Below are 23,922 nucleotides of genomic sequence, written 5' to 3'. Positions count from 1 at the left end.
GCTTACATGAAATATCGTGTTCGTCGCCTCCAACTATTTAACGAGTTTAATGCCCTTGTCAACGTTAAGGACTTACCCAGGGGCGTGTACTAGTACATGTGTACTATAGGGATCCCATTTTTGCGTTGATAAAATCGCAGGTTTGCCAGCGCATGGAATGCCTGAAAACACTTTGAAGGTGTATGCAGGCAGTTTCCTATTTCAGCCGGATTGACCGGAACCCCTTACTGCGAGCATTGAACACCATGCACAAGACGACCCTGGGCTTCACGGTTGCCATGATTTCCACGCACTTGTATGCAGGTGGCTTTGCGCTTAACGAGCAAGGCATAAGCGGCATGGGCACAGCGTTTGCGGGTCGGGCCTCTGCCGCCGAAGATGCCGGTACGGTATACGGCAACCCGGCAGGCATGGCGCGTCTGGCCGGCCAGCAGGTCACCGGTGGCGCTACCTTTATCGATGCATCGACGGATATCAGCCGGGCGAGTGGACGTTCGAGCGGCAGCAACGATGGCGACATGGTGCCATTCAAGGCCATCCCGTTCGGTTTCTATACCCGCAGGCTGAATGAACACTGGGCCATTGGCCTTGGCGCGTACGTGCCGTTCGGCCTGGCGACGGATTACGAGCGCGGTTTTCAGGGGCGCGCCTTTGCCAGCAAGAGCGATGCAAAAGTTCTGACCCTGCAACCGACATTGAGTTATGCCTTCAATGACAGGGTATCGGTGGGCTTCGGGCCGACCATCAATCAGTTTGCCGGCTCGCTGGAGTCGGACCTGACGCTTAACCCGGCCATCGCCGACAGTAATGTGAAAGTGAAGGGTAAGGATGTCGCGCTGGGCTTCAATATCGGCGTTCTGGCCAGCCTGACTGATACCACGCAGGCTGGTCTGACCTACCACTCCAAAGTGCGCTATGACCTTGATTGCCACACCGAGGTTGCCACAGGTGCCGGTACGCCAGCCCAGTTGCTGAGCAGCAATCGCTATGACTGCTCGCTACAGGTCGATACTCCTGAATCCTACGAGCTGTCAGTCACTCAGAAGCTCACCGATGCCTGGACACTTTATGCGGGAACGACCTGGACGCGCTGGAGCCGCATGAAGGACCTGAGTTTCAGTACCGAGAACATCAGCCCCGCGCGCGGTGGGATACTGGCTGCGTCCTTGTCTGGCGCTATCGCAGGCGGGCTGGACTGGCACGATACCTGGGCCTATGCGCTCGGCACATCGTATCGACTGGATTCACACTGGTCGTTGCGTACCGGCATCCGTCTGGATCAGTCACCGACCAGCAATACCAATCGCTCGCCACGCACACCGACCGGCGACCGTACGATCTTCAGTGTGGGCGCGGGTTATGACGTCAGCAAAGAACTGACCCTTGATGTTGCCTACGCCTATCTTAAAGAAGAAAGTGTTGATGTCAGCCGTGCCAATGCGCTGGCCAGTTACAGCGCGCGCTATCAGAACCGCGCCAGCTTTTTGGGTGTGGGGGCGACTTACCGTTTCTGAGAAAGTTGTAAATCTGCAAAGGCAGTACATCCGTACTGTTACTAGTACATCCGTACTATGGCTGGCCCTGGGTCGGCCACTTAAGCTAATGCGCTGAATAACACCCTGACTTGTCGATGGCAGACGACGTTTTTATAACGTCGCCGGCCGCGCGTGCGCGACCGTAAAAGGTCTTGCAGTGGTGTAAACGGATCACTCACAACAGACTTGTTTTCAGAGGGAACGCGCATGGGTATTTCTCGCCATTTGGCAAACATAAGAGGGTTGGCGGCGATTACGCTGGTTACAGCAACCATGACGGCCTGTTCGACCGGTGGCAGCAACCCGCTCGATACCCTGACCGGTGATTACAAATATGCGCCTGACTATATAAGGGCCAACATCATTGCCCGAAAGTCGACCAAGGAACAGATTCGCCAGGCGTTTGGTGCGCCTTATTCGGCGCAGGACAATGTGTCCGATAACAGCTCTGAGTGGTACTACGACCGTAACGAATCAGGTCTTAACTCATTGACCAAGATGGCGGTCAAGTACTCTAACCGCTATGGTTCCGGAGACGCGGCATCCACCTTGCTTCAGGGGCAATCGCGCATGGGCGATGCACAGGAAATAATGGGCGACGCAAGCACACTGAGCGGCACGCAAGCTACCGGAAGAAAAGCGTCGATTACGCGCATCTTCATCAAGTTCAAAGGCAACGTGGTTGAACGCTTCACAACGGATTGACCACAGCCTGCTGCCCAACGTCTGAAAACAACACATTCCAACGGCTGTCAGTACACCGCCGAACCGGCCTTGAAACTCAGCAACAGCGAGCGCAGTTCGACCGGCCTCACCGGTTTTGAAAGAACGGGGATATCCGGATCGTTCAGTGTCTGCCGGACGTGCTGAAGCTCATGGCCGGTAATCACGATGGCGGGTATGCGCCTTCCCTGCAGCCCGCTCAGGTAGGCAATGCAGTCGGCGCCCGACGCCGTACGATCCAGATCGAAGTCAGTGACTACCAGATCACAATCGACACTGATCTCGGGGATGCTGCTGAAGGTCTGGACCTCGCAGCCCCATCTGCGTAGCAACATGGCGGTGGCTTCAAGCACGTTGCGATTGTCCTCGATCAGCATGACGCGCAGACCGGAAAGCAGGCGGGTATTCCAGTTGATTTCGATGTTGTTCACCGGCTGGCTGGCGGCCACCGCTTTCAGGCCGCTGACGGTTACCGCAGTGCCACGCTCGGGCACTGAACTGATATTGACCCGCAGGTTCATGAGCCTGGCGATACGGCTGACGATACTCAGCCCCAGGCCAACACCTTCAATGTCGCGGTCACGCTTCTCGCGGACGCGATAGAACTCGTTGCACAAGTGCGGCAAGTGCTCGGCGGGTATGCCGCGGCCCCGATCATAAACACCAATGCTGACGGTGCCTTTTTGCCGGCGACAGCCAATCAGAATCGGTTTGCCCGGTGCGTATTTGAATGCATTGGAAACAAGGTTCTGCAATAGCGTGCGCAGCAAGGCGGGGTCGGTCCAGACGTGATGGTTGCCGCTGTGTACGCGAATATCCACGCCAGCCCAGGTAGCAGCCTCGCTGTTCTGCGCGGCCAGCCCGTTGAGCAGTGCATCCAGGTCGACTGATTCGGGACGCGGTGCGACTTCGCCCTGGTTGAGGGTGTAGATGTCCAGCAACGAACGAAACAGTTGTTCTACCGCGCTCAACGCCCGGTCGATGTTATTCACCAGACGTTGTTCGTTATCGCCCAAAGGCGCATCGCGCAGGCAGGCGGTAAACAGGCTGATGGAGTGGATCGGCTGGCGCAGGTCATGGCTGGCCTGTGCCAGAAACCTTGACTTGGCTTGATTGGCCGCCTGGGTTTCTTCAAGGGCCATGTGCAGTCGGCCAAGCAGAAAATAGACAAACAGCGGCAGGACCAGCATGGTCAGGATCATCATGATGGCCACAGCATGGTGTTCACGCAGAAACGGCGTGAGCACGATGATGATCATCAACGAAATCATGGAAAAGCCGGTTGCCAGCAGCAAGTAGTTGCGCCCGTAGCGCATGCCATAGCCGACCGTCATGCTCAGCATCACCGAATACACCGGCAACATGGCCTCGCCGCCAACCGAGATCGTCACGATTCCCGCCAGATTATCGGTCACCAGGGCAAACAGACGTCGTCTGCCTGAGGCGCCCGGGCGCTGGGCAATGCGTATGATCAACCCCACCGTGACGACGCCGAAACCCATGCAATAAGCCAGGATCACAAACAGCTTGTTCTCTGACATTTCCCCCATCCCGTACGCGATCAGTGCGTAAAGGATCGAGGTGGCAATGACCGCCATGCGCAGTAGCGCCTGAGTCATTTCCAGATCTATTCGTTTGGGCAGTAATGACATGGCGGCTACCGTCTCAGTGCTGTTTGCCGGCCAGGCTGGAAAACTGTGCAGCGGCAGCCGATCGGGTGGGCACACCAAGCGCCTTGAGCAGGCTGGAGACATGAATACGCACGGTAAAGGGTGAAATACCCAGATCCCTGGCGATTTCCTTGTTGGTTTTTCCCGACGCCACAAGCCCCAGTACTTCTCTTTGACGTGCGGTCAGATGGCTGATTGCGCCAGTATCCAGATCACTCAGTAACGAACCTTCGGGCTTGTACTTGACCACCACTTCGCCATCGCGAATGGCGATGATGGATTCGGCAATTTCCAGGGGGTCTATATTTTTGCCAATGAAGCCATCCGCACCCTGAGACATGACCTGTGAAATGGTGTCCAGATCATCGACCATCGAGACCACAATGATTGATGTGCGTTTGAACTCGCTGCGCAGGCTGCCGATGGTCTGTATCGAAGTGAGCCCCGGAAAGCGCAGGTCGAGCACCAGGGTATCGACCTCATCACCCCGGCGTGCGAGGGTGAGTACTTCATCCAGATTGCCTGCTTCTTCGATAATCGCTTCAGGTATCAGCCGCTCGATAGTACGCAGCATGCCCTCACGAAACAGTGGGTGATCGTCGGCCACGATGATTCTGCACGGCATACCTCATACTTCCCGTATTCAAGTAGCGCGCATCATACCTGATAGAACGTATTTGTATCGTTAATGAAACAAATGAAGTGCAACTTTAATGGCGGTCGAGTGCTGGCATTTTGTTATTGTTTTTTTGCCAGAAATGGCACTAGCGCTATAAAAAGGTGCAGCAGACGAATCCGCTGCATTGCCGCCATGCCCGATAGTTATGGATCCCGTTTTGCCTCATGTCTTGAAGCGCAGTACAAGATCATTCAAGTTGACTGCCAACTGCGAAAGTTCGGTACTGGCAATCAGTGTTTGCCGGGTGCCTTCGCTGCTCTGTACGGCCAGATCACGGATGCTGATCAGGCTTCTGTCGACATCACGCGCTACATGCGCCTGTTGCTCGGATGCTGCAGCGATCTGCAGGTTACGGTTATTGATCTCCAGTACCGAGTCGGTGATCTGGCGCAGCGATTGCCCGGCGTCTTCTGCTGTCTTGCGAGTGCTGTGGACTTCCTGAGTACTCTTCTGCATGGACTCGACCGTGGCCGAAGAACCGGCCTGAATTGCCGAGATCATCTGTTCGACTTCCTGAGTGGACGTTTGTGTGCGATGCGCCAGCGCGCGCACTTCATCAGCCACCACGGCAAAACCACGACCTTGTTCACCGGCACGCGCGGCTTCGATGGCTGCGTTCAATGCCAGCAGGTTGGTCTGCTCGGCAATTCCGCGAATCACGCCCAACACTTTGCTGATGTCCTGCGCCTGGCCGGCCAGGGCAGTGACTTGTGCAGAGGAGCCCTCGACCAGGCCGGTCAGGTTCTGCATGGCGGTCAGGGTTTCGGTTACGCGCTGGTTGCCCAGGTCGGCGGAGAGGCTGGATTGTTGGGCAGCCTGGGAGGTAGACGTAGCATTACGAGCGACCTCTTCTACGGCAGCACTCATTTCGTTTACAGCAGTGGCGGCCTGTTCGATTTCGCTGTTCTGTTGTTGCAGTGTACGGTCGGCGCTTTCGGTGATTGACGTCATCTCGACGGCAGCGGTGCTCAGTTGGGCGGATGCGCCGGAAATCTCATGAATGGTGGTACGCAGGTTCCCCGACATGGTGTTGAGGGCCGTCATCAAGCGTGATGCTTCGTCGCTGCCGGTAACGCCCAGTTGCCGGGTCAGGTCGCCTGAGGCGATGTCTTCTGCCAGTTTGAGAGAAGCATTGAGCGGATCGACAATACTGCGTGTCAGGGTAATCGCCAGAACCACGGTCAGAAGGGACGCTGCAATAACAACGGTCAGCAATACATTGACGCTGTGGTTGTACACGTCGGTGGCATCTTTTCCGGAGCTCACGGCTTCTTCAGCGTTGTGCCCACGCAGCGTGGTGAGTTTTTCCTGATAGGCAGTGGCGCGCTGAACCTGCTCTGAGTTCGCAAAGGAAACAGCTTTTTCATGATCGGAGCTGTCCATGGCGATGATCTGTTTCACGCCGTCGATGTAGGCCCCCATCTTGCTGTTGGCGTCTTCGAATTGCGCACGGTCGGCTTCGCCCGAAATCAGGTTTTTCCGATAGAACTCGCTGCTTGAGCGAAGCGCCTCGATCGCCTCCCGAGCTTTGGCTTCTGCTGTGCTGTGCACGGCAGGATCGTTACTGGCGAGCATTCTGATGCTTTCCAGTCGAGCGTGAAGCAGGGCGATCTGAATGTCGTCGACGATCTGAATGCTGGGCAACGAATTTTCTTCGATGTTCTGCTCGGCCGTGCGCAGGTGGTCGATCTGCACGTAGGAGAATCCTCCGAGGCCGATCAGCAGCAAGGTAATAACGCCAAAAAACAGGGATGCCCTGCGTGAAATATTCAGCGATCTGATGTTCATGGTTGCCTCCAGCGGCAAAACAGGCGGAGGGACAATACGTTCCTTTCCGATAACTGTTTTTCTGCTGAAGCCGTGAGAGCTTTAATTAATAGCGATGAAAGTTATTTCATGATGAGTGTAATGTTGTTTAGGGTTTGTTAAGCAAGTGTTCCTAAAACTTCCCGTCACACAGTGAATCCTGTCAACGGGTTACACGATTCACTGTTGTTAAAGTATTAACTCTAGTAGTGTGGTTTTTCGAGGTCTGCATTCATTGGTAGCCTGCTGGCTAAGCCGCTGACTGAGTAGCGGTCACAGGCAATATGTCCAGAAAACCGGCTATGCAGCCCATGCAGGCCATTCTTTCTTCCACATGGGGCATGTGACTGGACTCTCTGAACTCCGACGCGCGAACGTCAGGGATGTTCTCCACGTAAGGTTTCACCACGAGTGGAGTGGCTTCGTCATAAAACCCCGAAATCACCAAGGTCGGGACCTTGATGTTTTCCAGCCTGTCGACAATGGTCCAGTTCTTCAAAGTGCCGATAACGTGAAATTCGGTAGGGCCATTCATGGCGTGATACACGGTCGGGTCCGCGTCGATCTGGTCGAAGGTGCGTTTCACCTCGTCCGGCCAGGGTGTGATGCGGCATACATGACGGTCATAAAATGCCCGCGATGCTTCCAGGTACTCCGGGTCAGTCAACGTTCCCGCTTGTTCGTGCTTGAGCAATGCAGCTTGCACAGCTGCGGGCAAAGCCTCGCGCAGTCGGTTGGCCTCGCTTACCCAGGTACGCATGTCTGCCGGGGAGTTGGCGACAATCAGCGCTTTCAGGCCTTTGGGCTGGAGCACCGCATGTTCCGAAGCCAGCATGCCGCCCCACGATTGGCCCAATAACGCGTAATTGTCTTCGATGCCCAAGTGGGCAAGCAGGTTGTTCAGCTCTCTCAAGAACAGATCGACTGTCCAGAATTCGCGACTCTCATGGGGCAGGCGAGTCGATTTTCCATTACCCAACTGGTCGTAATGGATCACGGCCTGAGTGTTACTGGCGAGGTCCTTGAACGAGTCCACGTAATCATGGGTACAACCGGGGCCGCCGTGCAGAATGACCAACGGTGTACGCGGGCCTTGCAAGTTGCCGGTGACGCGATACCACGTCTGATAGTCGCCGAACGGCGCAAAACCTTCCTTGATCGTCATGTCTGCCATGTCGCCGGTCCCTGCTGGATAGTTCGGGGCACCATAGCGCTGCGCGTGGCATCTTAAAACTATAGAAAATGATAGGTTTTGGCTGATAAACCGGTCAGTGGTCGAGTAAACGGTAGTGAACGGCACGCACGACCGCCTGCACACGGTTTTTGGCCCCCAGTTTCTGCATGGCCGAATTCAGATGCAGCGTTACCGTGGCGACCGAACGGTTGAGCTGATCGGCGATTTCTCTGGCCGTCAGCCCTTCGGCAGACCAGCTCAGGCATTCACGCTCGCGGCGGGTGAGCTTGATCGCATTGCAGGAGCGCATCTTCTGGTCAAACAGCGGATAGGCGACTTCCTGAAAGGCATGAGCCAGCAGACCGAACTCGGCCAGGCTCTGCCGGGCATCTTCCAGCGCCGCGTCGCTGCTGTCGGAACACAGGCCTGTCAGGGTGGCGAAACCGCCCTTGGGCATGTGGATAGGTACTGTCACGCCACACGTCATGTGTGAGTCATGCAGATAGCGCACCACCGGCTTGTGCATGTCGGTAATAAAGGTTTGCAGCACCGTTTCGGCCTTGGGCTGGTATGACCATACGAAAGGCGAAACGCTGGCCACGGCCAGGTGTTGCACCGGGTCGATCTGGTAGTACCCCTGGCTGCACCAGAGTGCGTGCCAGTCGGCGGGGGTGTTGCGCAATGAAAGCAACGAAGGTGTGATCAGTGCTCCATCATGGGACACGGGCACCGGGCTGTAATCGTAAATCACTGCATCGAATCCAAGATCCGAGGCCAGTAACAGTGCGCAATCCATTTGCTGATCCACTGTAGATGCCGATTGCAGACGCGAATTGAAATCCGACAACCTGATATGCATGGCTTGACCTCCTTTGTCATTGAGCCGGTGTGGGGGTCTTAATATAGCAATTAGCAAGGACAGTGCCACGCCTGCGTCCAACCGGCTGTCAGTCGTGTAAAACCTATAAGAATTGCTAGCTGTTTGCCATGGCGCTGCGCGATAGGGTTGAGGCCATGAGCGACGTCCGCAAAGGTGAGGTGCGATGGGGTATGCGAGCAAGGCGGATGAGCGCAAAACAATCAAAGTCGACGGATGGTCAATGTTCGACTACAACTTCGCTCTGCCCTTTTGCGTGAAAGGGGTGGCGGCGTACTTTCCGGTCCTGCTGAATTTTCTGTCACAGCATCGGGGCGTCTGATGAATCTGGGTCGTTATCGTTTCATCCTCCAGCGTCCGTTGCAGTTGCTGCCGGTGCTGTTCGGCATCAGTCTGGTGACCTTCATTCTGGTGCGCTCGATCCCCGGCGACCCGGCGCGCATTCTGCTGGGCGCACGTTCCACACCGCAGGCACTGGCCAACATCCGCGCCCAGTACGGGCTGGATGAACCCTTGTGGACGCAGTACGTGTACTTCATGAAAAACCTCTTGCAGGGCGATATGGGCAAATCGCTGCTGTACAAGATCGATGTGCTCAAACTGATCGTTACCCGGCTGGAGCCCACTGTGTTTCTGGTGTGTGGCAGCGTCCTGCTGGCTCTGCTGATCGCCGTGCCGTTGGCCACGGTCGCTGCACGCAACAAGGGCAGTTGGGGCGATAACCTGATTCGTGTCTTCACCACCACGGGGTTGGGCATGCCGGCATTCTGGCTGGGCATCATGCTGATTCTGCTGTTCAGTGTGCAGCTTGGCTGGTTTCCGGTGTCAGGTTACGGCAGTGACTGGCTGGACAAGGCCCACCACATGGTGCTGCCGTGCCTGACCATCGCCCTGGCTTTGTCCGCTGTGCTGATTCGCAACCTGCGCGCGAGCATGCTCATGGAACTGCAAGCTGATCACGTTACTGCGGCGCGGGCACGCGGCGTCAGTGAGGGTGCAGTGTTTCGCCGTCACGTATTGCCCAACTCGCTGGTGCCGTCGATCAATCTGCTGGCGGTGAACATCGGCTGGCTGATCAGCGGCACTGTCGTTATCGAAAGCCTGTTTGCCATCCCCGGCATCGGCCAGTTGCTGGTGCGCGGCATCTTCAGTCGCGATTACATGGTGGTGCAGGGGGTAGCCATGGTGCTCGCCTGTGCCACGGTAATCGTCAACTTCCTCGCTGATGTGGCCACTGTCGCTATAGACCCGCGGGTGAACATCAAATGACCTTCGCCCACGCCCATCTGCGCCCACACTGGCGTTCAAGGCTGCGCCTGCGCTTGCGCAATGGCCGGCTGGCGATGCTGCTGGGCACCTCATTGCTTGGCTTGTGGATGCTGCTGGCGCTCTTCGCGCCGTGGCTGGCACCTTATGACCCGATTTACCAGAACACCGAACTGCGCATGCTCGCACCGCACCTCGCGCATCCGTTCGGCACCGACAATTTTGGCCGCGACATTCTGTCCAGAGTCATCTGGGCGGCACGCATCGACCTGCAGATCTGTGTGCTCGGGGTGGTTTTCCCGTTCATCATCGGCACGTTTGTCGGCGCATTGTCGGGCTACATCGGCGGGCGTTTCGACAACCTGTGCATGCGCGTAATCGACATCGTTCTGGCCTTTCCGTTTCTGGTGCTGATGCTGGCGATCATTGCGATTCTCGGCCCTGGCCTGAGCAGTTTCTACATCGCCATGGCGCTGGTGGGCTGGGTGTCTTACGCGCGGCTGATCCGTTCACAGATTCTGGTCCTCAAGGAAAGCGATTTCGCCCTGGCGGCCAGAAGTCTGGGGTTTGGTCACTTGCGCATTCTGTTCCGCCATCTGCTGCCCAACGCGATGTTCGGCTCGATTGTGTTTTCCATGTCTGACGCTGTTCTGGTGCTGCTCAGCGGTGCGTCGGTCAGCTACCTGGGGCTGGGTGTACAGCCACCCTTGGCGGAGTGGGGCACCATGGTTGCCGAAGGGCAGGCGTTTCTGACGTCTGCATGGTGGATCTGCACCTTTCCGGGGCTGGCCATCGTGACGCTGGCCATGGGCTTCAGCCTGCTGGCGGACGGCGTTGCCGAAACCCTGGGGGAGCGACAATGAGTACGCCGGTGCTGACAGTCCGCGAGATGAGCGTGATTGCGAACAATCGTGGCCGCGAGGTAACGCTGGTCGACCGGCTGTCGTTCGATCTGCAGCAGGGCGAGATTCTCGGGCTGGTCGGTGAAAGTGGCTCTGGCAAGACGATGGCTTGCCGGGCATTGATGCAACTGATGCCATCGCCGGACCTGCACGTGCGCGGTGGTTCGGTGCTGCTCAATGATGTCGACCTGTTAAAGCTGGATGCAACCGGCATGCGCTCCATGCGTGGACGGCGGATCGGCATGATTTTCCAGAACCCCAGCAGTCATCTGGACCCACTGATGCGTATCGGCGAGCAGATTGCCGAAGGTTTTCGTCTGCATCAGGGCGCTTCGAAACGTGAGGCACGGGCGCAGGCGATTGATCTGCTGCGTCAGGTCGGCATTCCCGACCCGGCTTCGCGTGTGGATAACTTTCCCCATGAGTTTTCCGGCGGCATGCGCCAGCGCGCCATGATTGCCGTGGCGCTAGGCTGCGGGCCGCAGGTGCTGATCGCCGACGAACCGACCACCGCGCTGGACGTGACGGTGCAGGCGCAAATCCTGCGGCTGTTGCTGGACCTGCGTGACCGTCACGGGTTGTCGTTGATCATGATTACCCACGACCTGGGTGTTGTGGCGCAAACCTGCGACTCCATCGCGGTGATGTACGCCGGTCGATTGTGTGAACACGGCAGCAAGCGCGACGTGCTGGCCCGCGCCCGCCATCCTTACACCCGCGGCCTGATCGACTGCCAGCCCGCCAGCAGCGCGGGCAGTGGCCTGCTGCGCACCATTCCCGGACAGCCGCCATTGCTCGATGCGCTGCCCGTCGGCTGCCGTTTTCAGGCGCGCTGCGGCCATGCGGGCGCAGGCTGCGTCGAGACGCTACCCCTGATGCGGTCGATGGGTGTTGCCCACCAAGCGGCCTGTCACTACCCGCTGGCAGACTCCCGAGAGGCCGTTTCATGAGCGGCTCCGTGCTGTTGAACGTCAACGATCTGGTGGTGCGCTTCCCGGCCCCCGGATCAGGTTTCATGGGCCTCAACAAGCGTTGGGTGCATGCCGTCAACGGTGTGTCGCTGAGCATTCGTGCAGGTGAAACGCTGGGCCTGGTGGGCGAGTCTGGCAGCGGCAAGAGCACGCTGGGGCGCGCCATTCTGCGTTTGAACGACATTACTTCCGGGCAGATCGTCTTCGATGATGTCGACATGGCCCAGGGCAGCGGTATCAGTCTGCAGCGTTTGCGCAGTGAAACAGCAATGATCTTTCAGGACCCGTCTTCCTCGCTCAACCCGCGCATGACCGTCGGTGCCACGCTGGCCGAGGTGCTGAAAGTGCAACGCAAGGTCAGCGCATCCGAGATTCCGGCGCGGGTCATCGAGTTGCTCGACATGGTCGGTCTGCGGCCCGAATTTGCCGAACGCAAACCGGGCGCCTTGAGCGGCGGGCAATGTCAGCGTGTCGGCATTGCCCGCGCACTGGCCATCGAGCCGCGGCTGATCATCGCCGACGAGTGCGTGGCGGCATTGGACGTGTCGATTCAGGGGCAGATCATCAACCTGCTGCTGGAACTACGCCAGCGTATGAACCTGGCGATTCTGTTCATTGCCCACGATCTTGCCATCGTGCGCCGCCTGTGTGACCGGGTGGCGGTGATGTACCTGGGCAAAATCGTTGAAGAGGGCCCGGTCGAAGAGGTCTTTCTCAAACCGCGTCATCCCTATACCGCGGCGCTGATCCAGGCTATTCCGGAGATTGATCCGGATCGTCCGCTGCCCGGTGAACCCTTGCAGGGCGAGCCGCCCAGCCCCCTGAATTTGCCCGCTGGCTGCGCCTTTCACCCGCGTTGCCGGTTCGCCAGGCCGACCTGTTCCAGCGTCGCGCCACCCACCCGGCATGTCGGCGAGCAGCGCTACGACTGCGTACTTGATGCACCCGTTTTTTGATCCAGACCTACAACAACATCTGTCCCGACACCGGCAAGGAGTTCATTCGTATGAAAGCTCGACCAATGAAAATGCTGACCGTCGCCATGCTGGGGGCCTGTTCCCTGGCAGCGGGAGTGGCGGAAGCCGCGGGCGTGCTGACCATCGGCCGTCGTGAGGACGGCACCACCTTCGACCCGATCAAAAGCGCGCAAAACATCGACAACTGGGTATTTTCCAACGTTTACGATGTGCTGATCCGGGTTGACGACAAGGGCACCAAGCTGGTGCCAGGGCTGGCCGAAAGCTGGTCGATTTCGCCCGACGGGCTGACCTATACGCTCAAGATACGCCCGGCCAAATTCTCTGATGGCTCGGAGCTGACCGCCAGCGACGCAGTATTCAGCCTGCTGCGAATCCGCGACGACAAGGGCTCGCTGTGGAGCGATTCCTACAAGATTATCGACAAAGCCGTCGCAACAGATCCGCGTACGCTGGTCATCACCCTGAAGAACCCATCGGCCTCGTTCCTCTCGCAACTGGCGTTGCCCAACGTGTCGATTCTCTCCGAGAAGGCCATGAAGACCCTGGGTGAAGAGGCCTACGCCGAAAAGCCTGTCGGTTCGGGAGCCTTCACGGTGAAAGAATGGCGGCGCGGTGACCGGGTGATTCTGGCCAAGAACCCCGACTTCTGGGAAGCGCCGAGCGTTAGTCTGGATGGTGTCGAGTGGATCTCGGTGCCGGATGACAACACCCGTATGCTGATGGTCCAGAAGGGCGAACTGGATGCAGCGATCTATGTGCCGTTCTCCCGTGTCGAAAACCTGAAGAAGAACCCTGATCTGGTGGTTCACCTGGACCCGTCCACCCGTGAAGATCATTTGTTGCTCAACCATGAGCACGGCGCGTTGGCCAAGCCTGAGGTACGCCAGGCACTGGACATGGCTATCGACAAGAAATCGCTGGTCGAAGCTGCCACCTTCGGGCTGGGCACAGTAGCCAATTCCTACATTCCCAAGGGCGCGCTGTATCACTACGCCGATAACCTGCAACGCCCGTATGACCCGGTCAAGGCCAAACAGATGCTGGCGGATGCCGGTGCGTCAGACCTGAAGCTCAACTATGTAGTCAACGCTGGCAACGAAGTCGACGAGCAAATTGCGGTCATGCTGCAACAGCAGCTGGCCAAGGTTGGCGTAACCACCACGCTGCAGAAAGTCGACCCGAGCCAGAGCTGGGACATGCTGATTGCCGGTGACTACGACATCTCCGTGATGTACTGGACCAACGACATCCTCGACCCGGATCAGAAAACCACCTTCGTGCTTGGCCATGACACCAACAACAACTACATGACCCGTTACAAGAACGAGAAGGTCAAGGAGCTGGTTGCTGCTGCACGGGTTGAAATGGACCCCAAGAAGCGTGAGCAGATGTACGTCGACCTGCAGAAAATGGCCAAAGCCGACGTCAACTGGATCGACCTCTACTACAGCCCTTACATCAGTGTTTCACGCAAGAACGTCGAGCACTTCGGCCAGAACCCGCTAGGCCGGTTCACGCTTGAAGAAACCGTCAAGAAGTGAAGCGGGCAGGGCTGTTGTCTGGCAGACAGGAGCCCTGATTCCTCAAGCTATGATGGGCATGCGCGTTAATTTGTATCCTCAGGTTTACCTGCGCTGTGGCAGGCTCTGCGAGTGGTAAGGTTGCGGCCTTTTTGCGCTGTACCCTGCGGAGCCCTGCATGCACAACCCCACCCCCCGTACCGAATCCCCGAGCGCGCTGGCGTTCATCAAGCGCTTTTTCGCCGCTGAGGCCGCTGGCGGTCTGATCCTGATGGCGGCTGCGCTGGCAGCCCTGATCGTCGCTAACTCGCCGCTGGCCGACAGCTACTTTGCAGCGCTGCATACCGTGCTCGCCGGGATGTCGGTAGCGCACTGGATCAACGATGGCCTGATGGCAATCTTCTTCATGCTGGTGGGCCTGGAGATCAAACGCGAAATGCTGGCCGGTCAGCTTGCATCCTGGAGCCAGCGCGCCTTGCCAGGCTTCGCGGCGCTGGGCGGCATGGTGGTTCCGGCGTTGATCTACGTGGCATTCAATTGGGGCCAGCCAGACACCATTGGCGGCTGGGCCATTCCGGCAGCGACCGACATCGCATTCGCCCTGGGCGTGCTGTCATTACTGGGCAAGCGTGTGCCGTTGTCGCTGAAGATATTCCTGTCGGCACTGGCAATTCTCGATGACCTCGGCGCTGTGCTGATCATCGCGCTGTTCTACACCAGCGATCTGTCCATTCCCATGCTGCTGGCCGCACTTGGCTCCATCGCCGTGCTCGTCGCGCTGAACCGCTTGGGCGTTAAAAAGCTGCTGCCTTACCTGATTGTCGGCGCGCTGTTGTGGTTCTTCATGCTCCAGTCCGGTATTCACGCCACCTTGGCGGGCGTAGCGCTGGCACTGTGCATTCCGCTCGGCAAACCCGATGAAGAAGCCAGCTCGCCGCTGCTGCATCTGGAAGAAAAACTGCACCCGTGGGTCGCCTTTGCCGTCGTACCGGTCTTTGGATTCGCCAATGCCGGCGTTTCACTGTCAGGCATCACTGTCGACAAACTGCTGGACCCGGTGCCGTTGGGCGTCGCGCTGGGGCTGCTGATCGGCAAACAGGTCGGCATCTTCGCCCTCGCTGCACTGGCCATCCGCGCCGGCCTGGCCCGCTTGCCGGACGGCAGCAACTGGGGCCAGCTTTACGGTGTTGCGGCGCTGTGCGGTATTGGCTTCACCATGAGCCTGTTCATCGGCGCACTGGCCTTCCCGGGCGCACCGGAGCTGGTGGATGAGGTCAAGGTGGGCGTACTGATCGGGTCGGTGTTATCGGCGTTGCTTGGGGTTGTGGTGTTGCGCAGGTTTGGAGCGAGGGGGTGAGCGTAGGGGACGATAATCTCAACTATCGTGCGACGCTCCGCGTCGGCATGCCGGTCTGGACGCTCTGCGTCCTCTTCGCGACGTAAACCGTCGCGAACTGCATTCCCGAAGTAATGGACGTCACAGTCAATCATATAGCCAGGAGTAGATTGAGAAATGTTGAAGCTGATCAGTCAGCGCAATTGCGCGCCTTCGCTTGAGGACCCGAAACACGATGTGTACCTATTCAGTGTCGACACATCCGGAGCCGATAAACCGTTCTGTTTTGAACAGTCAATTACCGGCGGGCATGCTGAGCGGGGTGGCTGTATATTTCTGAACCTGGCCGGGCTTGAGAACTGGCCCGGTGATTGGCGAGTTCATCTGGAGAAGTCCGGCTGCGGCTGGGTAGCGGAGTTGATGGCTGGGGCGCAAACCGATCAGCAAGCCGTGAAGTTGATTCTGGAACAAGTGACCATTACCTGATCGCAATCTGACGATTCAGAAACCGCACGGCATGTCGATAAAGAAGTGACATGCCAGGGACTCGGCAAATCTGACTTTATTTCGAGAGCCCGGTGCATGTTTCACTTATTCCGACCACGTCGTGACAGAAAAGCCCTTCAACAACTTATTGCCTCTCTCAAGGGGGCTGGCGAGCCGGTGGTAAGAGGCTGCGCTGAAGAGAGCAGCGTACTTGAGTGCTGGAGTTCGCTGAGTACCCAGCGTCGTCTTGACGAGCAACGTATCGCCGATCTTGAGCAGGAACTGGAAACCGCCCGCCACCTTCTGGGTGAAGCCTCTGCCTCGGCTGCCGCCTATGAGACCCGCTTTGATCTGGTCAACCGTGCGTCGAGCGAGGGCCTCTGGGATATGGAGGTCGTAGCGGGCGATCCGGTCAACCCGAACAATCGATTCTGGTGGTCGCAGCAACTTCGCACGCTTCTCGGTTTTAACGACGAGCGAGATTTCCCTAACGTACTGGCGAGCTGGGCAGACCGGCTTCATCCGCAGGATAAACAAGCCACGCTCGACGCATTTGCCAAGCATCTGAATGATCGCTCGGGTAACACGCCGTACCGAGTCAAGAATCGTCTGGCGATGAAGAACGGCACTTATCGCTGGTTCTATGCCCAAGGCGAAACGTTAAGAGACGCACGCGGAACGCCGCTGCGTGTCGCCGGCTCGCTTCGTGATATTCACGATGAGCTTGAGCGTGATCTGGAACACGATGTGATCATTACCCGATTCGAACTGGCCCGGGAGATGCTCTCCGACGGGCTCTGGGACATGGAGGTCATTGCTGGCGACCCGGTCAATGCGAGAAACCCGTTCTGGTGGTCTCCACAGTTCAGGCGGCTCTTGGGTTTCGAAACAGTTGAAGAATTTCCTGACGTACTGGATAGCTGGGCGTCACGGCTGCACCCTGACGACAAGGAGCGCAGTCTGACAGCATTCGGTGCGCACTTGAATGACCGGACTGGCAAGACGCCGTTCGATATCGAGTACCGCCTGAAGATGAAAACCGGCGAGTACCGCTGGTTCCGTGCACGCGGCCAGACTCGTCGCAATCCCGAAGGTGTTCCGCTGAGGGTGGTCGGTGCGTTGGTGGATGTGCATTTGAAGCATGAGCAGGATGCTCTTCGCGACACCGAAGCACAGCATCAGAAAAACCTGGAAGAGAACATCACTCAACTGACCCAGATAGTCGGCACTATCCAGAGCATTGCCAGCCAAACCAACCTTCTGGCGCTCAATGCCGCGATTGAAGCTGCACGTGCCGGGGAAGCTGGGCGGGGCTTTGCGGTGGTAGCTGACGAAGTGCGCAAGCTGGCGACTCGAACGACCGAAGCGACGGAGCAGGCGGCAAGCATGATGAGCCGCTGATAAAACCAGACTTCGCTTTTTCATAGCCGCAAAAAAACGCCTCCGCAAGGGAGGCGTTTTTTCAACTCAGCACATCAAACACATCAAGCCAGGTCGAAGCGGTCCAGGTTCATCACCTTGGTCCATGCGGCCACGAAGTCTTTGACGAACTTCTCGTTAGCGTCCGAACTGCCGTACACCTCGGAGATCGCACGCAGTTGGGCATGTGAGCCAAATACCAGATCGACACGGGTGCCGGTCCATTTGACTGCGCCGGTTTTGCGGTCACGTGCTTCAAAGGTGTCGTTGGCACCTGAAGTCGCTCTCCACTCAACGCCCATGTCCAGCAGGTTCTTGAAGAAGTCGTTGCTCAGGATTTCCGGCTTGTCGGTGAATACGCCGTGCTTGCTCTGTCCGACGTTAATATTCAAGACCCGCAGGCCGCCCAACAGCACAGCCATTTCCGGTGCAGTCAGGGTCAGCAGTTGCGCCTTGTCGACCAGCAGCGATTCTGCCGAGACCTTGTAGTGCGCCTTCTGATAGTTGCGGAAGCCATCGGCGATCGGCTCAAGGAAGCTGAACGACTCGACATCTGTCTGCTCCTGCGATGCATCGGCACGGCCTGGTGTGAACGGCACCGTGACGTGCTGGCCAGCGTTCTTCGCAGCCTGCTCGACACCTGCACTACCGGCTAGGACGATCAGGTCAGCAATGGAAACCTGCTTGCCACTCGACTGAGCTGCGTTGAACTCGCTCTGAATACTCTCAAGCGTCTTCAGTACGCCCGCCAGTTGTGCAGGCTGGTTGACCGCCCAGTCCTTCTGCGGAGCAAGACGCAGACGGCCGCCATTGGCACCGCCGCGCTTGTCAGAGCCACGGAAGGTAGAAGCGGCTGCCCATGCGGTTGAAACCAGCTGCGAGACAGAAAGGCCCGAAGCGAGAATCTTGCCTTTGAGCGCGGCAACATCCTGATCATCCACCAACGCATGACCCACATTCGGAATAGGGTCTTGCCACAGCAGCTCTTCGGCCGGTGTTTCCGGGCCCAGGTAGCGCGCGAGCGGGCCCATGTCACGGTGAGTCAGCTTGAACCAGGCGCGGGCGAACGCGTCGGCCAGTTGCTCAGGGTTGTTCAGGAAGCGACGGGAGATCTGCTCGTAAGCTGGATCGAAGCGCAGCGCCAGGTCAGAGGTCAGCATGCTCGGCGCATGACGTTTGGATGGATCGTGGGCATCCGGAATCTTGCCCGCGCCTGCGCCATTCTTCGGCGTCCATTGATGCGCGCCTGCAGGGCTCTTGGTCAGCTCCCACTCGAAGCCAAAGAGGTTTTCCAGGTACTCGTTGCTCCATTTGGTTGGAGTCGAAGTCCAGGTCACTTCCAGGCCGCTGGTGATGGTGTCGCCACCCTTGCCGCTGCCGAATTTGTTTCTCCAGCCAAGCCCCTGTTCTTCAAGACCGGCTGCTTCCGGCTCCGGACCGACGTTGTCGGCAGGGCCTGCGCCATGAGTCTTGCCGAAGGCGTGACCACCGGCGATCAGCGCTACGGTTTCTTCATCGTTCATCGCCATGCGACCGAAGGTTTCGCGGATATCCCGCGCCGAAGCGACCGGGTCCGGCACGCCTTCAGGCCCTTCCGGGTTCACGTAGATCAAGCCCATCTGCACAGCGGCAAGCGGGTTTTCCAGATTGCGCTCACCGCTCGCGGTGCGGCTTTCTTCGTTGGCATGATTCTCCGGCTCGGCGACCAGCGTACCGTCGCCCGGCTGCTGCATTTTCTTCTGTGCGCCGTAGCGTTCTTCGCCACCCAGCCAGGTGGTCTCGGAGCCCCAGTACACATCTTCTTCCGGTTCCCAGACATCCGGGCGACCACCGGAAAAACCGAACGTCTTGAAGCCCATCGACTCCAGCGCGACGTTGCCGGTAAGCACAATCAGGTCGGCCCAGGAGATCTTGCGGCCATACTTCTGCTTGACTGGCCAGATCAGGCGACGTGCCTTGTCCAGGCTGACGTTGTCAGGCCAGCTGTTGAGCGGCGCAAAACGTTGCTGACCAGCACCTGCACCGCCACGGCCATCGCCTGTACGGTAAGTACCGGCGCTGTGCCAGGCCATGCGAACGAACAGCGGACCATAATGGCCAAAGTCGGCCGGCCACCAGTCCTGCGACCGGGTCATGACGTCGCGCAGGTCTTGTTTGACCGCTTCGAAGTCAAGGCTCTTGAACTCCTTGGCATAATCAAAGCTCTCGCCCATCGGGTCGGAGAGTGAGGAATGCTGATGCAGAATCTTCAGATTCAGCTGCTTGGGCCACCAGTCACGGTTGGTGGTGCCGCCGCCAGCAGCGTGGTTGAAGGGGCATTTCGATTCAGTTGACATGCTTGATACACCTTTTTGTCATTTGCATCCGGCCATCCAGCCCACTCGCGGGGCTTCAGACAGTGATGACGGAACTCCATAGCACTGGGTTCGTACCGGCCGCTCGATCAACGATCAGGCCAGTAGCGATCATTGGATTGCTGCGATACGAGCCCACAACGTGCACAGAAAACTTGAGCTCATTCTTATCTCCTTATCAGGGTAAAACCGCACGGCCTTCGCCGATGCTCTTGCAGATTAGCCTTCTTTGTGGATATTTCTAATAGAAAGAACGTTATGGGTTGATAGGCAAACTCTGGCAGCGCTGTCATCTGATCAGCGAAATGCTCTGTTAATCTGCTCCGCCATTGGAATAACAGGCCGGGCATAGCCAGTGATCACGATTCGCAGCATGACAATCAAGGATTACGAATCGGTCATCGAACTGATGCGCAATACACCGGGCATCTCTCTGCGCGATGCCGATTCGCGTGAATCGACGGCACGCTACCTCGACAGAAACCCCGATATGAGCTTCGTCGCCGAGGCGGAGGGGGCTGTGTGCGGTTGTGTCATGTGTGGGCATGACGGCCGCCGGGGTTATCTACAACATTTGATTGTGCTGCCGGAGTATCGTCGACAAGGGATAGCTCACGAGTTGGTCGAGCGCTGCCTTCAGTGTCTGGAAGCGCTGGGAATTTATAAGTGTCATCTGGATGTGCTGAAGGGTAATGAGGCGGCTGGCCGATATTGGTCAGGGCAGGGGTGGACATTGCGAGAGGATATTGACCGCTATTCGATGGTTCGGCAGGGCGGCGAGAATGCTTGAGAGGACCGAGCGCTATGCATGGGTATTAACCGATTTCACTCCTTGGTTCTGCTTTTCCACACTTCCAGCGGTCGCGGAAACTATCCTGCCTTCAAAGGCAATACATTGTCTGCCGCTCCGTTTGGCGAGATACAAATTTTCATCGGCTTCTTTCAACAGGTCATTGACGTTTTTTGCCCGAGCCAAACTCGCAATACCTGCACTGAATGAATAGGGCATTTTCGCTGTTTGGTCTTTTTGGACGTGCATCAATAAATGATCCATTGCCGCTATGGCGTCTGCTGCGTTTGCTGCGGATAACATCACGCCAAACTCTTCTCCCCCCAGGCGACCAAAGCTGACCAGCCCCGTTGTGTTTTTTATGAGTGTTGCGAAACATATAAGGACATTGTCACCCACGTCGTGGCCATGGTTGTCGTTGATGCTTTTAAAGTTATCCAGATCAAGCATGGCGAACCACAGCGAGGACGTGTCATCTGACGTCAGTGCGTTGTCCAGGCTGGCGACTAAAGCACGGCGATTTGGGGCGTTCGTCAGCGTGTCGGTTTCGGACAGCTTCTGGTAGCGATCACTCGCCGCCATGGTCTGCATGACCAGGCTCAGGAAGGTTGCATTCAGGGAGCCGCCCAACAAGGTCGAGCTGATCAGGAAAACATAAAACAGAGGCGCATGGTGGACGCCGACCGCCGTCAGGTCCGTTTGCCACATGATCAACCAGATCAGAGCAGCCGCAGCGACGTAGTCAATAAACTTGACGAAGAATACGCTCATTCCCGTGATGAGCAGGGAAGTGACAACCAATCCCCACATCGACGCCTCTACGCCCATGCGTTCGATCTGTACCTTGAACAGAACGGTAAGTGACGTCATGTAGATAATGCCGAACAGGCGCCACGTCACCATGCTTCTGCTGTTGGAAGTGACAATGATTGACAGCGTCGCCCCCGCCAGAGCGCAATAAATAAATATATCCAGTGATTGCTCAATAGACGGATTCACATACCAGCTGATAATCCAACTGAAAAGGCCGATCAATTGAGACAGCTTCAAGGGTATGAAAATAGAGTCTTTCAGGTTTCTTCTTTGTGGCATGTGCTGTTTTCCATACTTCTGCCAGCCGAAGCGTAATCGACGGCACATACCTTGGTCGAGATGCGTGATGATATATTGCCAGTATACGTGATCGTCACTCGAGAGCGATGGCCGCTTGTCTTGCTGGGACAGCGAGTGGGCCTACACCATGACTCGACGGGACGCTTTCTATTTGAAGCGAGCAGAGTTTTTATGAAGCTTGAAAGCAGTTTGGTAGCTTCGCTGTATTAATCACTCAAACTCCTTGCTGCCGGAATGAAACTTGCCTTCACTTAGCCTCATGACCTTGAAACGTATTAAAGGGCAAGGCCGATGAGTAGTCGTTATGTGGAGATGAACAAGGCTTCGATTGAGGCGGCACCGCCACCTCACCTGAGGCGTTTTCAAACCTGTGACATCGACGAGCACGGTCGCAACCTCAGCGGCTGGCAGGTTCGTTACGACCAGGTGACGCCCGGTGGCTTTGAAGGCGAGCTGACGGAATTCCGTTCGGACTGGCTGCAACTGGTCCGCGACCGCTCTAATCAGGCCCTGGTCAAGAGTGGTACAGCCTGGAAGGGGGCGATTATTTTCGCCTTGCCGTTGAGTGCCAACGGTCCTGCGTTCTGTGCCGGGCACACGCTTCCGGAGTCGAGCATGATCGTCGCGCACGGCGAGAATCTTCCGGAATTGAGTACGCCGCTGCAATTGGATGCGCTGGGCATTGCGATTGAAGAGAGTGCCCTGGCTCACGCGCTGGAACGTCAGGGCAGCCGTTTTGAAATTACCGATCTTCCCAAGTGTTACCGTTTGACCGATCCAACGGTTCGCACGAGGTTCACTGCGCTGTTCGATAACCTGTTGAATGGAGAGCAGGTGTGCCTGCAGAAGCTTGAGTACGAGTCGATCCGGCGTGGCATTCGTGATGCCGTAATGTTGCAGGTGCTGGAACTTGTGGCACCTGATCAGGCGCCGCCGCTAAATCCCACGGCGCGCAAGAGAATGGTGGATCGGGCCCGCGATTATGCCTTGGCGCATCTGGATGAACCGCTGTCGATTCTGGATGTGTGCAACCACATTGGCACCAGTCGCCGCAAACTTCAGTACTGTTTTCAGGAGACGCTGGGCATCAACCCGGTGGCTTTTCTGCGCACGTTGCGCCTCAACGCAGCGCGGCGCGAGTTGCGCGAAAGCAGCCGGATCGAACTCGTGCAGACGGTCGCCGCGCGCTGGGGTTTCTGGCACTTGAGCCGGTTTTCCAGTGACTACCGGACACTGTTCGGGGAAACACCCTCGCAGACCTTGCAACGCAAACATCTTTGCTGAAATCGGATAACGGCATAAAGCATGACTCAATAGCATGACCCCACCACCTTCGTGGTCAGGGGCATGCGATGAGTCATAACAATAATTCCAATATCAGACGCTTCACTTTCTTGACGCTCGGCTTGATGAGCCTTGCTGCCACAGTTCAGGCAACTGAAAACGGAGCACCGACTACCTCCTTCGGTGTTTACGATTTCGGTGCAGGCATCCTGCCTCCGTCGACCCCCGTGGGTACGCTGGGAATGCGCGTGGCGTTTTATTCGACCAATGTGCAGAAAGACCGCCACGGTCGCTCGCTGGACAACAATTTTTCCCTGGACGTTCTGTCCATCGGCGTTGCGTACTTTCGCATGACCGAATACAGAATACTGGGCGCGCGCTATGGCTACAGCGTGGCGGTGCCTTTCTTCGAGATGGATGCCTCGTTCCGGGTCCAGACGCCTGGCGGCCCGCTGGACCTGAAGGCGGATCCGTTCAGGATGGCCGACATTTCGGTGTCACCGCTCATACTGCAATGGGACCTTTCCCCCAACCTGTTCGTGAACGCACAGATGCAGATTCAGACACCTACCGGCGACTACGACAAGAATCGTCCTATTTCGCCGGGGCTGAATCACTGGACGTTTTCTCCCACCGTCAACGCGACCTACATCAGCGACAGCGGTTTTGAAGTGTCCAGCAGCTTTCAGACTGACATCAACACCCGCAACCCTGCGACCGACTACAAGAACGGTGTCGAATACCGTCACGAGTTTGCCGTGGGCCAGCACGCAGGTCCTTTCACGCTGGGGATGGGCGGGTTCTATTATCGGCAATTCTCCGATGACGATGCGCCAGGGCTGGAAACCGGCAACCGCGCCCGAGTGGTCGCAGCCGGCCCCGCGATCAGCTACTTCACGCCCGGCATGCCTGCGGCGTGGTTTCACATCTACAAGGAATTCGGCGCACGCAACCGCACCGAGGGCTACACCGTGGCGTTGCGGGTAGGTCACAGTTTCTAAAAACGGTTGCAAGATCGGCGATCTTGTTTCAATTCG

At 57.4% G+C, this 23,922-nt stretch carries 18 protein-coding genes and 4 pseudogenes; 14 read left to right on the top strand and 8 right to left on the bottom strand.

The window, feature by feature from the left end; genetic code table 11:
• Positions 1-245: 245 nt before the first annotated feature.
• Both KP808_RS21165 and KP808_RS21160 read left to right on the top strand, forming a co-directional pair.
• Positions 246-1,514, top strand: coding sequence for an OmpP1/FadL family transporter (locus KP808_RS21165; protein WP_058400830.1), 1,269 nt, complete (start codon positions 246-248; stop codon positions 1,512-1,514).
• 228 nt (positions 1,515-1,742) lie between these two features.
• Positions 1,743-2,240 carry a hypothetical protein gene (locus KP808_RS21160; RefSeq protein WP_407692662.1) on the top strand — a complete coding sequence of 166 codons (498 nt, stop codon included), beginning with the start codon at positions 1,743-1,745 and terminating at the stop codon, positions 2,238-2,240.
• Between the two features lie 47 nt (positions 2,241-2,287).
• On the opposite strand, the gene KP808_RS21155 is transcribed toward KP808_RS21160, so the two are convergent.
• The 6 genes and pseudogenes from KP808_RS21155 to KP808_RS21135 all read right to left on the bottom strand — a co-directional run bounded on the left by KP808_RS21155 (position 2,288) and on the right by KP808_RS21135 (position 8,446).
• Positions 2,288-3,877: a hybrid sensor histidine kinase/response regulator gene (locus tag KP808_RS21155; protein WP_057401039.1), complete on the bottom strand. Its 1,590-nt coding sequence runs from the start codon at positions 3,875-3,877 to the stop codon at positions 2,288-2,290.
• Positions 3,878-3,923: 46 nt separating this feature from the next.
• Entirely contained in the window at positions 3,924-4,553 is a 630-nt protein-coding gene (locus tag KP808_RS21150; RefSeq protein WP_058400657.1) for a response regulator, read from the bottom strand.
• Positions 4,554-4,769: 216 nt separating this feature from the next.
• Positions 4,770-5,369, bottom strand: a pseudogene (locus KP808_RS26255) (methyl-accepting chemotaxis protein); the annotation flags it as partial.
• A gap of 306 nt (positions 5,370-5,675) precedes the next feature.
• Positions 5,676-6,395 (bottom strand): annotated as a pseudogene (locus KP808_RS26250) (MCP four helix bundle domain-containing protein); the annotation flags it as partial.
• 268 nt (positions 6,396-6,663) lie between these two features.
• Positions 6,664-7,587 carry a proline iminopeptidase-family hydrolase gene (locus tag KP808_RS21140; protein ID WP_058400659.1) on the bottom strand — a complete coding sequence of 308 codons (924 nt, stop codon included), beginning with the start codon at positions 7,585-7,587 and terminating at the stop codon, positions 6,664-6,666.
• A gap of 94 nt (positions 7,588-7,681) precedes the next feature.
• Entirely contained in the window at positions 7,682-8,446 is a 765-nt protein-coding gene (locus KP808_RS21135) for a LuxR family transcriptional regulator (RefSeq protein ID WP_058400660.1), read from the bottom strand.
• A 339-nt stretch (positions 8,447-8,785) separates the two neighbouring features.
• On the opposite strand from KP808_RS21135, the gene KP808_RS21130 reads away from it, so the two are divergent.
• From KP808_RS21130 to KP808_RS26245, 9 genes and pseudogenes are all read left to right on the top strand, one after another.
• On the top strand, positions 8,786-9,733 hold the full coding sequence (locus KP808_RS21130) for an ABC transporter permease (RefSeq protein ID WP_005745304.1): 948 nt from the start codon (positions 8,786-8,788) through the stop codon (positions 9,731-9,733).
• Positions 9,730-10,593 (top strand): ABC transporter permease, encoded by an 864-nt coding sequence (locus KP808_RS21125; protein ID WP_230016819.1) that lies wholly within the window; start codon positions 9,730-9,732, stop codon positions 10,591-10,593. Before KP808_RS21130 ends, KP808_RS21125 begins: the two co-directional genes overlap by 4 nt.
• Positions 10,590-11,582: an ABC transporter ATP-binding protein gene (locus KP808_RS21120; protein ID WP_058409167.1), complete on the top strand. Its 993-nt coding sequence runs from the start codon at positions 10,590-10,592 to the stop codon at positions 11,580-11,582. The genes KP808_RS21125 and KP808_RS21120 overlap by 4 nt, the downstream gene beginning before the upstream one ends.
• A complete protein-coding gene (locus KP808_RS21115; protein WP_230016818.1) occupies positions 11,579-12,559 on the top strand; it encodes an ABC transporter ATP-binding protein in 981 nt (326 codons plus the stop codon). Before KP808_RS21120 ends, KP808_RS21115 begins: the two co-directional genes overlap by 4 nt.
• 50 nt (positions 12,560-12,609) lie before the next feature.
• Positions 12,610-14,124 (top strand): ABC transporter substrate-binding protein, encoded by a 1,515-nt coding sequence (locus KP808_RS21110; RefSeq protein ID WP_230016817.1) that lies wholly within the window; start codon positions 12,610-12,612, stop codon positions 14,122-14,124.
• A gap of 157 nt (positions 14,125-14,281) precedes the next feature.
• Complete coding sequence (gene nhaA, locus KP808_RS21105; RefSeq protein ID WP_057422791.1) at positions 14,282-15,460, top strand: Na+/H+ antiporter NhaA; 1,179 nt, start codon at positions 14,282-14,284, stop codon at positions 15,458-15,460.
• Between the two features lie 156 nt (positions 15,461-15,616).
• Positions 15,617-15,925: a hypothetical protein gene (locus tag KP808_RS21100; RefSeq protein WP_005733007.1), complete on the top strand. Its 309-nt coding sequence runs from the start codon at positions 15,617-15,619 to the stop codon at positions 15,923-15,925.
• A 96-nt stretch (positions 15,926-16,021) separates the two neighbouring features.
• Positions 16,022-16,984, top strand: a pseudogene (locus KP808_RS25995) (PAS domain-containing protein); the annotation flags it as partial.
• Between the two features lie 171 nt (positions 16,985-17,155).
• Positions 17,156-17,293, top strand: a pseudogene (locus tag KP808_RS26245) (methyl-accepting chemotaxis protein); the annotation flags it as partial.
• Positions 17,294-17,409: 116 nt separating this feature from the next.
• Here KP808_RS26245 and katG read toward each other — a convergent pair.
• Entirely contained in the window at positions 17,410-19,680 is a 2,271-nt protein-coding gene (gene katG, locus KP808_RS21085) for a catalase/peroxidase HPI (RefSeq protein WP_230016816.1), read from the bottom strand.
• A 373-nt stretch (positions 19,681-20,053) separates the two neighbouring features.
• Between katG and KP808_RS21080 the strand changes: the two genes are divergently transcribed.
• Positions 20,054-20,488 (top strand): GNAT family N-acetyltransferase, encoded by a 435-nt coding sequence (locus KP808_RS21080; protein WP_122259425.1) that lies wholly within the window; start codon positions 20,054-20,056, stop codon positions 20,486-20,488.
• Positions 20,489-20,500: 12 nt separating this feature from the next.
• Here KP808_RS21080 and KP808_RS21075 read toward each other — a convergent pair whose 3' ends face one another.
• A complete protein-coding gene (locus tag KP808_RS21075; RefSeq protein WP_122259426.1) occupies positions 20,501-21,580 on the bottom strand; it encodes a GGDEF domain-containing protein in 1,080 nt (359 codons plus the stop codon).
• Between the two features lie 312 nt (positions 21,581-21,892).
• Between KP808_RS21075 and KP808_RS21070 the strand changes: the two genes are divergently transcribed.
• Together KP808_RS21070 and KP808_RS21065 are read left to right on the top strand one after the other, a co-directional pair.
• A complete protein-coding gene (locus KP808_RS21070; protein WP_122259427.1) occupies positions 21,893-22,885 on the top strand; it encodes a helix-turn-helix domain-containing protein in 993 nt (330 codons plus the stop codon).
• A gap of 68 nt (positions 22,886-22,953) precedes the next feature.
• A complete protein-coding gene (locus KP808_RS21065; protein WP_230016815.1) occupies positions 22,954-23,886 on the top strand; it encodes a SphA family protein in 933 nt (310 codons plus the stop codon).
• Positions 23,887-23,922 lie beyond the last annotated feature (36 nt).

The organism is Pseudomonas savastanoi (assembly GCF_020917325.1).
GTDB lineage: Bacteria > Pseudomonadota > Gammaproteobacteria > Pseudomonadales > Pseudomonadaceae > Aquipseudomonas > Aquipseudomonas amygdali.
Note: the sequence above shows the minus strand (reverse complement) of the source record. Positions and strands in the feature narration are given on the sequence as shown.

Bases quoted from the DNA above. Each gene is read 5' to 3' on its own strand.
- KP808_RS21165 (WP_058400830.1), top strand. From the start codon at position 246: ATGCACAAGACGACCCTGGGCTTCACGGTTGCCATGATTTCCACGCAC.
- KP808_RS21160 (WP_407692662.1), top strand. From the start codon at position 1,743: ATGGGTATTTCTCGCCATTTGGCAAACATAAGAGGGTTGGCGGCGATT.
- KP808_RS21155 (WP_057401039.1), bottom strand. From the start codon at position 3,877: ATGACTCAGGCGCTACTGCGCATGGCGGTCATTGCCACCTCGATCCTT.
- KP808_RS21150 (WP_058400657.1), bottom strand. From the start codon at position 4,553: ATGCCGTGCAGAATCATCGTGGCCGACGATCACCCACTGTTTCGTGAG.
- KP808_RS21140 (WP_058400659.1), bottom strand. From the start codon at position 7,587: ATGGCAGACATGACGATCAAGGAAGGTTTTGCGCCGTTCGGCGACTAT.
- KP808_RS21135 (WP_058400660.1), bottom strand. From the start codon at position 8,446: ATGCATATCAGGTTGTCGGATTTCAATTCGCGTCTGCAATCGGCATCT.
- KP808_RS21130 (WP_005745304.1), top strand. From the start codon at position 8,786: ATGAATCTGGGTCGTTATCGTTTCATCCTCCAGCGTCCGTTGCAGTTG.
- KP808_RS21125 (WP_230016819.1), top strand. From the start codon at position 9,730: ATGACCTTCGCCCACGCCCATCTGCGCCCACACTGGCGTTCAAGGCTG.
- KP808_RS21120 (WP_058409167.1), top strand. From the start codon at position 10,590: ATGAGTACGCCGGTGCTGACAGTCCGCGAGATGAGCGTGATTGCGAAC.
- KP808_RS21115 (WP_230016818.1), top strand. From the start codon at position 11,579: ATGAGCGGCTCCGTGCTGTTGAACGTCAACGATCTGGTGGTGCGCTTC.
- KP808_RS21110 (WP_230016817.1), top strand. From the start codon at position 12,610: ATGAAAGCTCGACCAATGAAAATGCTGACCGTCGCCATGCTGGGGGCC.
- nhaA (WP_057422791.1), top strand. From the start codon at position 14,282: ATGCACAACCCCACCCCCCGTACCGAATCCCCGAGCGCGCTGGCGTTC.
- KP808_RS21100 (WP_005733007.1), top strand. From the start codon at position 15,617: ATGTTGAAGCTGATCAGTCAGCGCAATTGCGCGCCTTCGCTTGAGGAC.
- katG (WP_230016816.1), bottom strand. From the start codon at position 19,680: ATGTCAACTGAATCGAAATGCCCCTTCAACCACGCTGCTGGCGGCGGC.
- KP808_RS21075 (WP_122259426.1), bottom strand. From the start codon at position 21,580: ATGCCACAAAGAAGAAACCTGAAAGACTCTATTTTCATACCCTTGAAG.
- KP808_RS21070 (WP_122259427.1), top strand. From the start codon at position 21,893: ATGAGTAGTCGTTATGTGGAGATGAACAAGGCTTCGATTGAGGCGGCA.
- KP808_RS21065 (WP_230016815.1), top strand. From the start codon at position 22,954: ATGAGTCATAACAATAATTCCAATATCAGACGCTTCACTTTCTTGACG.